13 protein-coding genes are annotated in these 15632 nt (G+C 63.2%); 5 read left to right on the top strand and 8 right to left on the bottom strand.

The features are described from left to right. The first annotated feature begins 141 nt into the window (after nucleotides 1-141). From BM413_RS06350 to BM413_RS06335, 4 genes are read left to right on the top strand one after another with little or no spacing between them, the layout of a single operon-like run. Nucleotides 142-1179 (top strand): ABC transporter ATP-binding protein, encoded by a 1038-nt coding sequence (locus tag BM413_RS06350; protein ID WP_091911509.1) that lies wholly within the window; start codon nucleotides 142-144, stop codon nucleotides 1177-1179. Continuing rightward, nucleotides 1176-2030, top strand: coding sequence for an ABC transporter permease (locus tag BM413_RS06345; protein WP_091911507.1), 855 nt, complete (start codon nucleotides 1176-1178; stop codon nucleotides 2028-2030). The genes BM413_RS06350 and BM413_RS06345 overlap by 4 nt, the downstream gene beginning before the upstream one ends. After that, entirely contained in the window at nucleotides 2030-2830 is an 801-nt protein-coding gene (locus BM413_RS06340) for an ABC transporter permease (protein ID WP_091911754.1), read from the top strand. The genes BM413_RS06345 and BM413_RS06340 overlap by 1 nt, the downstream gene beginning before the upstream one ends. Further along, on the top strand, nucleotides 2827-3603 hold the full coding sequence (locus tag BM413_RS06335; protein ID WP_175544260.1) for a carbon-nitrogen hydrolase family protein: 777 nt from the start codon (nucleotides 2827-2829) through the stop codon (nucleotides 3601-3603). The genes BM413_RS06340 and BM413_RS06335 overlap by 4 nt, the downstream gene beginning before the upstream one ends. Here BM413_RS06335 and BM413_RS06330 read toward each other — a convergent pair. The 8 genes from BM413_RS06330 to BM413_RS06295 form a co-directional block, all read right to left on the bottom strand. Next, entirely contained in the window at nucleotides 3593-4996 is a 1404-nt protein-coding gene (locus BM413_RS06330) for an MATE family efflux transporter (protein ID WP_091911504.1), read from the bottom strand. The genes BM413_RS06335 and BM413_RS06330 overlap by 11 nt on opposite strands. A gap of 402 nt (nucleotides 4997-5398) precedes the next feature. Next, the gene (locus tag BM413_RS06325) at nucleotides 5399-6979 is read right to left on the bottom strand and encodes an FGGY-family carbohydrate kinase (protein ID WP_210188916.1); all 1581 of its coding nucleotides are present in this window, start codon (nucleotides 6977-6979) and stop codon (nucleotides 5399-5401) included. 117 nt (nucleotides 6980-7096) lie between these two features. Beyond that, the gene (locus tag BM413_RS06320; RefSeq protein WP_091911501.1) at nucleotides 7097-8575 is read right to left on the bottom strand and encodes a mannitol dehydrogenase family protein; all 1479 of its coding nucleotides are present in this window, start codon (nucleotides 8573-8575) and stop codon (nucleotides 7097-7099) included. 192 nt (nucleotides 8576-8767) lie between these two features. Then, complete coding sequence (locus tag BM413_RS06315) at nucleotides 8768-9544, bottom strand: L-iditol 2-dehydrogenase (RefSeq protein ID WP_091911499.1); 777 nt, start codon at nucleotides 9542-9544, stop codon at nucleotides 8768-8770. Further along, nucleotides 9541-10539 (bottom strand): ABC transporter ATP-binding protein, encoded by a 999-nt coding sequence (locus BM413_RS06310; RefSeq protein ID WP_091911498.1) that lies wholly within the window; start codon nucleotides 10537-10539, stop codon nucleotides 9541-9543. Before BM413_RS06310 ends, BM413_RS06315 begins: the two co-directional genes overlap by 4 nt. A 30-nt stretch (nucleotides 10540-10569) precedes the next feature. Further along, nucleotides 10570-11394 carry a carbohydrate ABC transporter permease gene (locus BM413_RS06305; protein ID WP_091911496.1) on the bottom strand — a complete coding sequence of 275 codons (825 nt, stop codon included), beginning with the start codon at nucleotides 11392-11394 and terminating at the stop codon, nucleotides 10570-10572. Nucleotides 11395-11403: 9 nt separating this feature from the next. After that, on the bottom strand, nucleotides 11404-12276 hold the full coding sequence (locus tag BM413_RS06300; RefSeq protein ID WP_091911495.1) for a carbohydrate ABC transporter permease: 873 nt from the start codon (nucleotides 12274-12276) through the stop codon (nucleotides 11404-11406). Between the two features lie 200 nt (nucleotides 12277-12476). Further along, complete coding sequence (locus BM413_RS06295; protein ID WP_091911493.1) at nucleotides 12477-13787, bottom strand: ABC transporter substrate-binding protein; 1311 nt, start codon at nucleotides 13785-13787, stop codon at nucleotides 12477-12479. 410 nt (nucleotides 13788-14197) lie between these two features. On the opposite strand from BM413_RS06295, the gene BM413_RS06290 reads away from it, so the two are divergent. Further along, nucleotides 14198-15628 carry an adenylate/guanylate cyclase domain-containing protein gene (locus BM413_RS06290; RefSeq protein WP_091911491.1) on the top strand — a complete coding sequence of 477 codons (1431 nt, stop codon included), beginning with the start codon at nucleotides 14198-14200 and terminating at the stop codon, nucleotides 15626-15628. The last annotated feature ends 4 nt before the right edge of the window (nucleotides 15629-15632 follow it).

Here is a 15632-nt window from a genome sequence, read left to right as displayed (position 1 = left end):
CAAAATTGGCTAAGCTGGCTCCGCCCTCATCTGCCTGCCGGCATCTTCTCCCCGTATAGAGACGGGGAGAAGAAGTAAGCGGCGACCTTTTCGCCTTATCCCTTACCCGCATATGATAAGCAAAAGAGCAGGGTAACCAGTATGTCCGGCCTGTCACTGAACGGCATCACCAAGGAATTCGGCGACTTCAAAGCCGTCGACAATGTCGCGCTGAACGTGCCGCACGGCACCTTCGTCTGCCTCCTCGGCCCATCGGGCTGCGGCAAGACCACGCTGCTGCGGATGATCGCCGGGCTGGAGGAGCCGACCAGCGGCAGGATCGTCATCGATGACGAGGACATCACCTCCGTCCCGACCCACAAGCGCAATCTCGGCATGGTGTTCCAGTCTCTGGCGCTGTTTCCGCATCTGTCGGTGGGCGACAACATAGCCTATTCGCTGCGCATTCGCGGAGCGTCGAAGCAGGACCAGAAAAGCCGAGTCGATGAGCTGCTCAAGCTTATCCATCTGCCGGGCTTTGCCGACCGGCCCGTCGCCAAGCTTTCGGGCGGCCAGCGCCAGCGCGTCGCCATTGCCCGCGCGCTTGCGCTCTCGCCGCGCCTGTTCCTGCTCGACGAGCCGATGTCGGCGCTCGACGCCAAGCTGCGCGAATCCATGCAGGTCGAGCTGCGCCAGTTGCAGCAGAAGCTCGGCATCACCACCATCGTCGTCACCCATGACCAGCGCGAGGCCATGACTATGGCCGATCTGGTCGTGGTGATGGGCGAGGGCCGCATCCGCCAGGCCGCCGCCCCGGTCGAAATCTACCGCAAGCCGGCGGACGCCTTCGTCGCCGACTTCATCGGCTCGACCAACCTTCTGCCGATCACCGCCGACAGCGCCGACCGCGCCACGGTTCTGGGATCGGCCATTCCCGGCCTGACGCTTCCCTCCGGCGTTTCGAACGCCTCGGTCTCGGTGCGGCCCGAGGACGTGCATCTCACCGCTCCCGGCAATGGCGCGATCGACGGCACGGTTACCTTCGTGCGCGATCTCGGCGGCACGATCGAAACCTTCGTCGAGGCCGGCGGCAAGACCATCATCGCGGTCGCCACGCCGCGCGAGCGGCCCGAAGTCAAGGTCGGGCAAAGCGTCGGCATCGTGCTGCCGCCCGAAAGCTGCGTGGTGCTCAAGTCATGAGACGCGAGGCGCCGCGCACCATCGCTGACTACACGCCGCTGTTCTTTCCGGCGCTGATGCTGATCGTGTTCTTCGTCGTGCCGTTCTCGACCATGATCGCGGTGAGCTTCTTCAAACGCGACCCGGCCGGCTTCTACAAGACCGATTTCGTCTTCGACAATTATGCGCGCTTCCTGTCGACCTTCTTTGGCAGCGTGCTTGGTTTCTCGCTGATGCTGGCGGTATTGGTCGCCATCTGCTGCATCGCCATCGCCTTTCCCTTCACCTATCTGCTGACGAAGCGCTCGCGCAAGGTGCAGACGGTGTGGCTGGTCTGCCTGCTTTCGGTGCTGTCGCTGTCGGAAGTCATCATCGGTTTTGCCTGGTCGACGCTTTTTTCGCGCACCGCCGGCATCACCAACCTGCTGGTCGCGGTCGGTCTGATGTCGCAGCCGCAGGCGCTGTTGCCGGGCTTCGGCGCGGTGCTGACCGGCATGGTCTACCAGGCGCTGCCCTATACGATCCTCGTGCTTTACCCAGCCCTCGTGCGGCTCGATCCGACATTGCTTGAGGCCGCGCGCACGCTCGGCGCCTCGCCGGTGCGCGCCTTCTTCAACGTGGTTACGCCGGCGCTGCGCAACACGCTGGTGGCGACGCTGATCATGGTCTTCGTCTTCGCGCTCGGCTCATACCTCTTGCCGCAGATCCTCGGCCGGCCGCAGCACTGGACGCTGTCGGTGCTCATCACCGATCAGGCGATCTACCAGTCCAACATGCCTTTCGCGGCGGCCATGGCCGTGTTCCTGGTGCTGATGTCGCTGGCGCTGGTCGGGCTTACCTTGCTGGTTGGCAGACGGGAGAATGCGGGATGATGGAAAAACTGCTTCGCCGGCTTTATTTCGTCCTCGTCGCGCTGTTTCTCGCAGCACCCTTGATCGTCGTGCTCGGCGTCTCGGTCAACGAGAAACAGGATTTGTCATTCCCGCCAAAGGGCTTTTCGCTCGCCTGGTATGCGCAGATCTTCATGGACCCGGAATGGCGCAGTGCGCTGATCGCTTCGCTGCTGCTGGCGATCTCGGCGGCAGCCCTTGCCGTGGCGATTGCGCTGCCGCTGGCCTGGTTCCTGTGGCGGCGCCATGCGCCCTGGGCGCATATCTTCCAGCTTCTCGGCGTTGCGCCCTTTATTCTCCCGCCGGTCATCACGGCGCTTGGTTTCCTGACCTTCTGGGCGACGACCGGCTTTTACGGCCAGCCATGGACGGCAGCAATCAGCCACGCGATCTTCTTCGTCACGCTGCCGCTGGTGACGCTGTCGCTGGGCTTCGCCTCCATTGATCGCTCGCTCGTGGAAGCCGCCGCGACCATGGGCGCCGACGACCGCACGATTGCAAGAACCGTGGTGCTGCCGCTGATCCTGCCCTATCTCGTTTCCGGCTATGCCTTCGCCTTCGTGCTGTCGCTCAACGAATACATCGTTGCCTATATGACCATCGGCTTCACCATGGAAACGCTGCCGATAAAAATCTTCAACGCGCTGCGCTACGGCTATACGCCGACCATGGCGTCGGTATCGGTGTTCTTCGTGGCGATCGCCGCTCTCGTCTTCGGGCTGATCGCCAGGTTCGGCGATATCCGAAAACTGCTCGGCGCCATGGGCTCGGAGGGCAAGTGATGAGACTGGCGGCACTCCAGATGCAGGCCGTGGCCGGTGACGTTGCGGCCAATCTTGCGCGCATCGAACGGGCGGTGCGCGAGGCGGCAAGTAACGGTGCCGATCTGCTTGTCACGCCCGAACTCGCCGTCACCGGCTATGGCGCGGGCGAGGCGGTGAAGGCACTGGCCGAGCCTGCGGGCGGTGATCTGGCCGCCCGGCTATCAGCGCTGTCGGCTGAAACCGGAATCGCGATGGTCATCGGCTTTGCCGAGCGCGACGGTGAGACGATCTACAACAGCGCGCTTTATGTCGATGGCTCAGCGGCTGCGGTCGTCTACCGCAAGTCGCATCTCTACGGGCCTTACGAGCGCGGTCTGTTCCAGCCGGAACGGCCTGCCGCCTGCGTGGTCGACCATCGTGGCGCAAAGATCGGCCTGCTGATCTGCTATGATGTCGAATTCCCCGAAAACGTCCGCCGCCTGGCGCAGGCCGGCGTCGATGCGGTCATCGTGCCGACGGCGCTGCCGGCAAGCGACCATGACGAATTCATCGCCCGAAAGCTTATCCCGGTGCGTGCCTTCGAGAACCAGATTTTTGTCGCCTATGTGAACCATTGCGGCGCGGACGCGCTGTTTGCCTATGCCGGTCTTTCAGGCATTGCCGCACCCGACGGCACCATGCTGGCCGAAGCCGGTAGAAGCGCCGAGGCATTGCTGTTCGCTGAAATCCGCCCCGCCGACTACGAAGCCTCGGCGGCGGCGAATTCCTATCTGATCGATCTCAGAGTCTAGCCATCCCGGTCAGGCCGAGCTGGTCGCGGCGCAGCCAGCGCCACATCAGCAGCACCGCCACGACCGCAAGCCCCACCGACAGGCCGATCCAGATGCCGACGCCGTGGAAGCCGAAATGGAAGGCCAGCGCCACGCCGAGCGGCAGGCCGACGCCCCAATAGCCGATCGCCGCATAGATCATCGGTATGGTGGTGTCGTGCAGGCCACGCAGCATGCCGGCAGCCACCGCCTGCGCGCCGTCGACGATCTGAAACAGCGCCGCCAGCGCCAGGAACGACACGGCGAGGCCGATGACGACCGCGTTGGCCGGGTCATGGAGATCGATAAAGGCGCTGATCAACAGGCGCGGCCACAGGATCATCGCCAGCGCGGTCAGCGCCATGAAGGAAACGCCCATGACGAAGGCGGTCCAGCCGGCGCGGCTGATGCCCTCCGGATTCTGCGCGCCATAGGCCAGGCCGACGCGCACGGTGACGGCCTGGTTCAGCCCCAGCGGCACCATGAAGCTGATCGAGGCGATCTGGATGGCGATCGCGTGTGCTGCCAGAGACGGTGAATCGATCAGGCCCATGAACAGCGCCGCGGCGTTGAAGATGGTAACTTCGAAAGCCAGGATGCCGGCGATCGGCAGGCCGAGCTTCAGAAGCCCGACGAAACGCGGCCAATCCGAGCGCCAGAAGCGGCCGAACAGGCGATAGCGCCGGAATTTCGGTTCCATCATCACCACGGCGGCCATGCCGATGAACATCAAGGCGCTGGACAGGCTCGTCGCCAGCCCGGAGCCGGCGATGCCCATGGCCGGAAAGCCGAGATTGCCGAACATAAGGCACCAATTGGCGAGCACGTTGAAGGCGACCGCGACGAAGACGATGGCCAGCGCCCAGCCCGGACGCTCCAGCGCCGAGATGAAGGAGCGCAGCACGATATAGCCGTAGAAGGGCAGCACTGCCCATTGCAGCCAACGCACATAGATGCCGGCCTGCGCGGCGAGCGCCGGTTCCTGCCCCATGGCAAGCAATATGGCCTCCGCATTCCACAACACGATCCAGATCGGGATCGAAACGAGGATGGCGAGCCAAAGCCCCTGGCGCACGGTGCGGCGCAGGTCGCGCACGGAATGACGCCTGCGACCGAGTTCGGTCGCAATCATCGGCGATGTGGCGAGCATCAGGCCGAGCCCGAAGATCAGCGGCGCGAAATAGAGATTGGCGCCAAGCGCACCGGCGGCGAGCGTATCGGCGCTGAGCCGGCCCATCATCATCACGTCGGTGGCCGTCATCGCGGTCTGGCCGAGATTGGTCAGGATCATCGGCCAGGCCAGCGCCAGCATCGCGCGAATTTCGAGACGCCAAGGGTTTGCCGAAGCTCTCGCCTCGACCTGTATCGCAGACATTTTTCTAACTTTCAGGGGCGAACCGCGGCGAAAATCATGCCGCCAGTCGCGTTTTTACGGAAAAACAGACGGTTTTTCCGATTTTGAACGCCTTTTGAACCAAATGTTCCCGTTAAGCAAGCCACCAGCGTCGCCGACAATTGAGCCAGGGTGAGGTGGCTACGTCTTACTTCCCTTAATGGAAGGGCAATTTGTCCCTCTCGTGAAAGGGAAGGCACTTGCATCCGGCACGGCCTACCCCCACTCCGTCTCGGCTTCGCCGAAGGGCGCCAGCTTTGCAGACGTTTCCTCTCCCCCGTCGATCGGGGGAGAGGTGGATCGGCGAAGCCGAGACGGAGTGGGGGTCGAATTCCATACGCGATAATCCCTCCCTATCGAGGAGAAGGATAGATGCCGCGTCGCCTACAGCCCCTCCAGCACCTGCCTCTGGCGGTGCATCTCCAGAAAAATACGATAGTCGCGCTCGAAACCTTTCCGCGCCGCCGGGTTGGGTTTGCGCTCGCGTCCGCCCTGCTGCATGGCCGCTGCCGCCTCAGTAAGCGTCGGATAGAGGCCACCTGCCGCCGCTGCCGCCATGCCGGTGCCGAGCAGGACTGCTTCGTCGGCTAAAGGTTCTATGACCGTGCAGCCGGTGGCATCGGCATAAAGTTCCATCAGCAACGGGTTCTTGGTGTGGCCGCCGGTGACATGCAGCGTGTCGATGACATAGCCGTTCTCGTTCAGTGTCTCGAGAATGTGGCGCACGCCGAGCGCTATGCCGACGGCAGTGCGCCAGTAAAGCCGGCACAGGCTGTCGAAGGAGGCGTCGAGCGTCAGTCCGGAAATGACGCCGACCGCATGCGAGTCGGCCAGCGGCGAGCGGTTGCCGTGAAAATCGGGCAGCACATGCAGCCGCGACGCGAACGCCTCGCCTTCTTCCGCCCGCAGCGCCATGACGCGCTCGGCGATCCTGCCATGCATGGCGGCGTCCGGTTCGCCGCCGGCGCCGTGCCAGCGGATGATGTGGTCGAGCAGCGCGCCGGTTGCTGATTGGCCGCCTTCGCTGGTCCAGCAGTCCGCCAGCGTGACTCCGAAATAGGGGCCCCAGCCACCGGCGAACGGACGCGGCTCCGGCGACATCGCCATGACGCAACTCGACGTGCCGGCAATCAGCGCCATGTGACGCTCTATGCTGGCGAAATCACCGACGAAGCGGCCAAGCACGCCGAGCGCACCGGCATAGGCGTCGATCAGCCCGGAGCCGACGCGGCAGGCGGTGGTGAGGCCGAGCGCTTCCGCGGCCTGCGCGGTAAGCGGGCCGAGGTCGGCGCCGACGGGGCTCGCCCGCTCCGGCAGGTTCCCGCGTGCCAGAAGATCGCCGAGTGCTACCGTGTTGAGAAAATCGTCCTGCCAGCCGGGCGTCTCGTGGGCAAGGTAGGTCCATTTGCAGGTCAGCGTGCATTGCGAGCGCGCCGTCGAGCCAGAAGCTTTCCAGGTCAGGAAATCGGCCAGATCGAAGAAGTATCCGGTCTTCTGCCACTGGCTCGGAAGATGGCGCTTCAGCCACATCAGCTTGGGAATTTCCATCTCGGGCGACATCACCCCGCCAACATGGTCGAGCACGTGATGACCGGTGGCGGTGCATTCGTCGGCCTCGGCCAGCGCCCGGTGATCCAGCCAGACGATGGTGTCCCAGCGGTTGTCGCCGTCGTCTGAAACACTGAGCTGGTTTGCCTCCACATCGCGCACCACCAGCGAGCAGGTGGCGTCGAAGGAGATGCCGACGATGTCTTCGGCCCCTACGCCTGCCTTTTCGCGCGCCGCCTTCACCGCCGCGCAGACCGCCGACCAGATGTCCTCCGAATCATGTTCGGCATGACCGGGCTTGGGCTGGCGCATCGCAATCTTGTGGTCGGCGCGGCCGAGCAGATTGCCGTTGCGGTCGAGAATGCCGGCGCGCGCGCTACCGGTTCCGACATCGACTGCGCAGACGAACCCCGCCATCAGCAGGCGGGCTTTCTGGATTTCGGGGAGCGAGGGCGAAGCATCATGGCTGGCAGAATAAAGCCCGCCGGGTGCGGCGCAAGGGGCCAGAGGGGTGAGAATCTATGTGGTGTGAATCTAGTGCGCGTCAGCCAGATAGCGTTTCAGCGTCTCGCGCGTGCCTTTTTCCCACAGCGTTTTCAGTTTTTTGGCGAAGGCGGCGGCAAAGACCGGCGAACGCCCGACCTCGCCATAGATGTCCTCCATCGCCAGCCATGCCGAGGGATCGTCCTTCGCCGCATGCGCCGCTTTCTGCAGGCGTACCCAGTTCGGGTCGTTGGGTTCGATGACTGCGCCTGAATCGGTCGTGCCGAAGCAGTAGCGGCACCACAGCGCCGATTCGAGCGCGAGACCGGAAACGTCCTTGCCTGCCTTCAGCCGGTCGCCGATGGTCGGGATGATGAATTTCGGCTGGCGGTTGGAGCCGTCGAGGCAGAGCCGCCGCACGGTGTCGCCGATCTTGGGATTGGAGAAGCGCTTCTCGATCAGCTTGAAATAGTCTTCCAGCACCACGCCCGGAACAGGCGGCACGGTCGGGATGATCTCATCGCGCTCCAGCTTGGCGAGGAAATCGCGCACCAGCGGCTCCTGCATCGCCTCATGCACGAAATGGATGTCCATCAGCCCGGCGGGATAGGCGATCGTCGCGTGACCGCCATTGAGGATGCGGATTTTCATCAGCTCGAACGGCGACACGTCCTTGACGAAGGTCACGCCGACCTGTTCCAGCGCTGGCCTGCCGGTCGGGAAATTGTCCTCCAGCACCCATTGCCGGAACGGCTCGCAGAACACCGGCCAGTTGTCTTCCAGGCCGAAGTCGTCGGCCAGGAGTTTGCGCTCGCGGTCGGTCGTCGCCGGTGTGATGCGATCGACCATGCCATTGGGGAAGGCGACGTTCTCCGCCACCCAGCGGGCGAAGTCGGGATCGCTGAGCTGCGCCAGTCCGATCACCGCGTCGGCGGTGACGTGGCCGTTATGAGGGATATTGTCGCAGGACATGACCGTGAAGGCCGGCGTGCCTTCCACGCGCCGCCGTGCCAGCCCGGCCAGGATCAGTCCGAAGACGGTTTTCGGCGTTTCCGGATTGCCGGCGTCGCTGACGATGTCGGGATGCGCGGGATTGAATTTTCCCGAGGCCGGATCGATGAAATAGCCGCCTTCCGTGATGGTCAGCGAGACGATGCGGATCTTGGGGTCTGCAAGCCGGCTAATGATCGTCCTGGTGTCGCCGGGGACAAGAAAATCCGTCATCGCGGCGGTCACGCGCGCCTGCATGTGGCCGTCGTCCTGCTCGACCACGGTGGTGAGGAAATCCTGCTCGGCGAGCTTTTCGCGCCCGACCTTCTCGCCCTCGAAAACGCCCGCGCCGATCAGCGCCCAATCATGGTCGCGGCCTTCATTGAAGAGGTCGTCGAGATAGACGGCCTGATGGGCGCGATGGAAATTGCCGACGCCGAAATGCAGGATGCCGGGCGTGAGGGAAGCGCGGTCGTATTTCGGGCCGGCGACTTTGGCGGGGAGGTGCCCGAGCGCTGCAGAGGAGAGTTTCGTGGTCATTTCGGCTCGCCTTTTCCTATGCTTGGTGCGGCGTCCCCCTCCCCCTTGAGGGGAGGGTGGCCCGTAGGGCCGGGTGGGGTCGCTGCGGCAGTGCTCGACGTTCCTTTGTGCCGCGCGCTGCCGCGATGACCCCACCCGCCTCGCTTCGCTCGGCACCCTCCCCTCAAGGGGGAGGGAAACCGCGTCGCGCACTCAACTCATCCAGTTGCCGCCATCGACATTGTAGGTCTGGGCGACGATGTATTCGGCTTCCGCGCTGGCGAGGAAGATCGCCATGCCGGTGAGATCCTGCGCCGTGCCCATGCGGCCGAACGGCACCGCCTCGCCGACGAGCTTTTTCTTCTCGCCCTTTGCCAGTTTTTCATGCTTGGCAAACAGCGCGTCGACGCCGTCCCAGTGCTCGCCATCGACGACGCCCGGCGCGATGGCGTTGACGTTGATGCCATGCTTGATCAGGTCGAGCCCGGCCGACTGGGTCAGGCTGATGACGGCGGCCTTGGTGGCGCAGTAGACGGCGACCAGCGCTTCGCCGCGACGCCCGGCCTGGCTTGCCATGTTGATGATCTTGCCGCCCTTGCCCCGCGCGATCATCGAGCGGGCGGCAGCCTGCATGGTGAACAGCGTGCCGGCGACATTGACGGAAAACAGCCTGTCATAGCTTGCCGGCGTAATCTCGACGATCGGCGCCAGGTCGAAAAGTGCTGCATTGTTGATCAGAATGTCGAGCCCGCCGGTCTTCTGCTCGACAGCCTTTATCGCCGCCTCGATCGAGTTCTGGTTGGTCACGTCGAGGCTGACGGCATAGGCCGAAGCGCCGATCTCGTCGGCGGTCTTCATCGCCGCATCGAGATTGATGTCGCCGATCGCCACCGTCGCACCCTCGCGGATATAGGCCTCCGCAAAGGCGCGGCCGATGCCGCGCGCAGCACCCGTGATCAGGGCGGACTTGCCCTTCAGTCTTTGTGTCAAATTGCTCTCCCGTCGGCACCGAAGCGGTGCAGTTTCGATGCGTCAGGCGTCAGGAAGATCGTGTCGCCGTGCTTGACCGAGATTTCGCCGTCGCCGCGAACGGTGAGCGGCCCGACGCCGTCGGAATGGACGTGCAGGAAGGTGTCGGAGCCGAGATGCTCGGCAACGCCGACGGTTGCCTTCCAGTCGCCGGAGGTTTTCGAGATGGCGAGGTGCTCGGGGCGGACGCCGACGGTCGTTGCGCCCACTTTCGCCGCCGGTGCGCCGGTGATGAGGTTCATCTTCGGCGAGCCGATGAAGCCGGCGACGAACAGGTTCTTCGGCGTCTTGTAGAGTTCCATCGGCGAGCCGACCTGCTCGATATTGCCGGCGTTCAGCACCACGATCTTGTCAGCCATGGTCATCGCCTCGACCTGGTCGTGGGTGACGTAGATCATCGTCGTCTTGAGTTGGTGGTGGAGTTCGCTGATCTCCAGCCGCATCGTGCCGCGAAGGGCAGCGTCAAGGTTGGACAGCGGCTCGTCGAACAGGAAGGCGGAAGGCTGGCGCACGATGGCGCGGCCGATGGCGACGCGCTGGCGCTGGCCGCCGGAAAGCTGGCCCGGCCGGCGCTCGAGATAGTTGGTGAGGTTGAGCACGCGGGCTGCATCCTGGACCTTCTTGTCGATGCTGGCCTGGCTCTCGCCGGCCATCTTGAGCGGGAAGGCGATGTTCTTGGCCACAGTCATATGCGGGTAGAGCGCGTAGGACTGGAACACCATGGCGAGCTTGCGCTTGGCCGGCGCCTCGCCGGTCACGTCGCGACCGTCGATGTTGATGGTGCCGCCGCTGGTGTCTTCCAGCCCGGCGATCAGCCTGAGCAGCGTGGACTTGCCGCAACCCGAGGGGCCGACGAAGACGACGAACTCGCCGTCTTCGATGACGAGGTCGATTTTCGGAATGATGACCGTCGCCCCGAAGGACTTCGACACTTGCTTGAGCGTGATGTTTCCCATGATTTCCTCCCCCGAAGGGCTTTTGCTTCGTTACTTCACAGCACCGAATGTCAGGCCGCGGACCAGCTGTTTCTGGCTGAACCAGCCCATGATCAGGATCGGCGCGATCGCCAGCGTCGAGGCTGCCGAAAGCTTGGCCCAGAACAGCCCTTGCGGGCTGGAGAACGAGGCGATGAAGGCGGTGAGCGGTGCTGCGTTGGTCGTCGACAGGCGGATCGTCCAGAACGCTTCGTTCCATGCGAGGATGATGTTGAGCAGCATGGTCGAGGCAATGCCGGGCACTGCCATCGGCGTCAGCACATAGAAGATTTCACCCCACAGCGTGGCGCCATCCATGCGCGCGGCTTCCAGGATTTCGCCGGGAATTTCGCGGAAGTAGGTGTAGAGCATCCACACCACGATCGGCAGGTTGATCAGCATCAGCATCACGGTCAGGCCGATGCGGCTATCGAGAAGCCCCCAGTCGCGGAAGATCAGATACATCGGAACCAGAACCGCGACCGCCGGCATCATCTTGGTGGAGAGCATCCACATCAGGATGTCCTTGGTTCGCTTGGTCGGCGAGAACGCCATCGACCAGGCCGCCGGTATCGCAATGAGCAAGGCGAGGATGGTCGAGCCGACGGAGATCACCACCGAGTTCATGAAGAACTTGAAGTAGTTGCTCTGCGACTGAACCTCGGCATAGCTCTCCAGCGTTCCCGACGGGATCAGCTTGAAGCCGGCGATCGCCTCGGTCTCGGATTTGAACGAGGTGATGATCGTGTAGAGGATCGGAAAGAAGATCAGCAGGGCGATCACCCAGGCGGCGATGGTCCATCCGACCTTGGTCTGTGTCGAAACTGCGCGTGCCATGGGTCTCTCCTATTTGTCGAGGTTCTTGCCAACGGCGCGCATCAGGAAGAAGGCGACGATGTTGGCGAGGATGACCGCGATGATGCCGCCCGCCGATGCCCCGCCGACGTCGTAGCCGAGGAGCGCGGTGCGGTAGATCAGGAAGGGCAGGTTGGTCGATGCGTAGCCCGGGCCGCCATTGGTGGTGACGAGGATTTCGGCATAGACGCCAAGCAGGAAGATGGTCTGGATCAGGATGACCACGGTGATCGCCCGCGACATATGCGGGATCGTCAGGTGGATGAAGCGGCTGACGAAGCCGGCGCCGTCCATCTCTGCAGCCTCCTTCTGCTCGCCGTCCAGCGATTGCAGCGCGGTGAGCAGGATCAGCGTGGCGAAGGGCAGCCACTGCCAGGCGACGATGATGATGATCGAAAACAGCGGATATTGCGCGAACCAGTCGACCGGCTGAAGGCCGAGCGATTTCGAGATGCCGGCAAAGACGCCGTAGCCCGGATGCATGATCATGTTCTTCCACACCAGTGCTGCCACCGGCGGCATGACGAAGAAGGGCGAGATCACCAGGATGCGCACGATGCCCTGGCCGAACATCGGCTGGTCGAGCAGCAGCGCCAGCGCTGTACCGCCGATGACGGTGATCAGCAGAACGCCGCCGACGATCAGCAGCGTGTTCCAGATCGACTGGAAGAAGGCCGGGTCGGTGTAGAAGAACTGGTAGTTGAACAGTCCGGCAAAACTGACATTGGCCGGGTTGAGCAGATTGTAGTTCTGGAACGAGAACCACAGCGTCATCGCCAGCGGCACGACCATCCAGATCAGGAGCAGGATCACCGACGGCGCCATCATGAAGCGCGCAAGCGTTCGGGTTTGTTGAGTAGCCATGGTTTCACCCTCGGTTTGAAAGAACCGTTCCGGTTGTCTTCACCACAGGCGGCGCCTGGCGCGCCGGTCGATTGAGTTGAGTAGCCCACAGGAAAACAGGGCGAACTCGGCAGTCACGCTGTCTGTACGCGGACGCCAACAGGGTTGGGGCGGGCCGCCCGGACTGGGAACCGGACGGCCCAAGGCATCGAAATGATGCCTTATTTGATGTAGCCGGCCCGGGTCATTTCACGGACCGAGGCGGTCTGTGCGGCGGCAAGCGCGTCATCGACGCTGGACTGGCCGGCAAGTGCTGCCGAGAACAACTGGCCCACCGTCGTGCCGAGGCCCTGGAATTCAGGAATGGCGACGAACTGCACGCCGACATAAGGCACCGGCTTGACGGTCGGCTTGGTCGGATCGGCCGAGTTGATCGAGTCGAGCGTCATCTTGGCGAAGGGCGCGGCCTTCTGGTACTCGGGGTTCTCATAGAGCGAGGTGCGCGTTCCCGGGGGAACGTTGGCCCAGCCTTCCTTCGAGGCGACGAGGTCGAGATAGCCCTTGCCGGTTGCCCAGGCGACGAACTTTTCAGCCGAGGCAGCCTTCTGCGTGCCGGCAGGAATGCCGAGCGACCATGCCCACAGCCAGTTGCCGCGCTTGCCGAGGCCGGTATCGGGCGCCAGCGCATAACCGACCTTGTCGGCAACGGTGGAGTCCTTCGGGTTCGAGACGAAGGAGGCGGCGACCGTGGCGTCGATCCACATGCCGCACTTGCCCTGCTGGAACAGCGCCAGGTTCTCGTTGAAGCCGTTGGAGGAAGCGCCGGCCGGGCCGGCATCCTTCATCAGGTCGACATAGAACTGAAGCGTCTTCTTCCATTCTGGCTGGTCGAACTGGGGCTGCCACTTCTCGTCGAACCAGCGCGCGCCGAATGAGTTCGACATGGCGGTCAGGAAAGCCATGTTCTCGCCCCAGCCGGCCTTGCCGCGCAGGCAGATGCCGTTGATGTCGTTGGCGCGGTCGGTCATCTTGCGGGCTGCGTCGGCGATGAAGTCCCATGTCGGTGCGTCGGGCATCTTGAGCCCGGCCTTTTCGATCAGGTCCTTGCGGTACATGACGAAGGAGCTCTCGCCGTAGAAGGGTGCGGCATAGAGCTTGCCGTCGGCCGACAGGCCGCCGGCGATCGCCGGAATGATGTCCTTGGCGTCATAGTCGGCGCCGAGATTGTCGAGCGGCAGGAGCCAGCCCTGCTTGGCCCAGATCGGAACCTCGTAGGTGCCGATGGTCATGACGTCGTACTGGCCGCCCTTGGTGGCGATGTCGGTGGTGACGCGCTCGCGCAGCACGTTCTCTTCGAGCGTGACCCATTCGAGCTGGATGTCGGGGTTCTTGGACGTGAAGTCTTCCGTCAGCTTCTGCATGCGGACCATGTCGCCATTGTTGACGGTGGCGATGGTGATGGATTCGGCATGGGCGGAGAACGCAAGCGCGCTGGCCGAACACAGGCCCAGAATGAGCGTGGTCAATTTCATCGATATTCCTCCCTAGAACCAAGATGAGCATTTGCCTTGGCTGTGGGCAATTATTCACTTACTGTGATTTATGTCAAGCCGGTTTCGATGCTGCGCCGCAGCACCTGGATCGCCGTGCGTCCATTCGGACGCACAAGGGAACGATTCAGCGCTGAGAATGAGCATCGGATTATTCCGAAAACCGGATTCCACTTTTCGGTCCGATGCTCTGGGCCCTTGCAGGTTTCGATCCGGCTCCCCAAATTCGGCGCCAGTTGCGTGAACAGGTTTCGATGAGGGAAAGACGGTTGAAAGTTTTTCACGCCTGTAATCGAGGGTTTTGCTAAAACTGGCAGGAATCAACGGACCGTGCGGGCGCCAAGCAGCCGCGCTCGATAGGTTCCGCGCCTGCTTCTGAAACGGTGGGAAAGATGACGCTCTTGCCGTCGATCGATAGTCAGACAGAGCCGAAGGCAAATGTGCCGACCATTTCGCTTGAGGCGATTCAGGCCGCGACGAGCCTGAGCAAGCGGCGGCGGTTTCGGCTGTCGGCCATGCTGGCGCGCGCGGAGCGCGAGGGTGCGCGGCTGCAATACTGGGCGCGTTCGGCCGCCCTCGTCGCCATCGCCCTGTTCTTTCTGGCCTTTGCCAAATGGGGTGCGGCTCTCGTCTTCACGCTTTCGAGCCTGGGCCTTTTCTACATTATCGGCCTGGTCAATTACCGGCTGGTGAAACGGCGGCTGAGCCCACCCTGGCTAAGCGCGGTGATCGGAACGCTGGACATCGTGCTGCTCACCTTCCTGATCGTCGGCCGGAATCCATTCGGCACAGACATAATTCCACCGGCAATGCATCTGCGCGAGGGCACATTCGCCTATCTGCTGATCTTCGTTAGCCTTGGCGCGTTGACGCTTTCGCCGCGCCTTGCCCTGTGGCTCGGCCTTTCGGCGGCACTGTCCTGGACAGCGGCGATAGTCTGGGTCATCTCGCGGCCGGGCACCTATATCGCCAGCAAGATACGATCCGACATGGAGCTTGTTGACCGGCTGCATTTTGCCCAGGATCCAAACTACGTCGACATCATCGCCCAGTCGGCAAATGTGGTGCTCATCCTGATCATCACCGGCATACTGGCGATCGTCGTTTCGCGCTCCCGAAGGCTGGCTGACGACTACATCGCCGCGGAGCGGTCGCGCATAAATCTGGCGCGCCATTTCTCGCCCAATGTCGTCGACGAACTGGCATCGGCCGATGAGCCGTTCGGCCCCGTCCGGCGTCAGGAGGTTGCGGTGGTGTTTGCCGATATCGTCGGCTTCACCAATTATTCCGAAGACCACCCGGCCGAAGAAGTGTTCGAACTGCTGCGGCAATTCCACCGGCGCATGGAACAGGTCGTGTTCGATCATGGCGGCACGGTCGACAACTATATCGGCGACTGCATCATGGCGACGTTCGGCGTGCCGCGCCCGACCGAGACCGACGCGACGCGGGCCATGCGCTGCGCATGGGCGATGATGAATTCGATGAACGAATGGAACGCCCGGCGCATTGCTGCGGGCGAAGATCCGATAGAGGTTGGCATCGGCTGCCAGTACGGCCCCGTCGTTCTCGGCGCCGTCGGCAGCGAGCGCAACCTGTCGATCGCGGTGGTGGGCGACACCTGCAACGTCGCCAGCCGCCTCCAGGCCCTGTGCCGCGAACTGGAGGCCGGCATCTGCGTTGGCGCATCGCTCGTCAAGGCGGTCGGGCGCGAGGACGGGATCGACGCGCTGTCGGGACTGGTCGACCATGGCCTCGTCACGCTGCGCGGGCGCGACGAACCGGTCAATGTCTGGGCGATCCCCAGAGCCGGCAAGGCCTGATTGT

This window comes from Mesorhizobium sp. YR577, from assembly GCF_900116595.1.
In the GTDB taxonomy this organism is placed as follows: Bacteria; Pseudomonadota; Alphaproteobacteria; order Rhizobiales; family Rhizobiaceae; genus Mesorhizobium_M.
The sequence above is the reverse complement of the archived record's forward strand: the minus strand, read 5'-3'. Positions and strand labels throughout refer to the sequence as shown.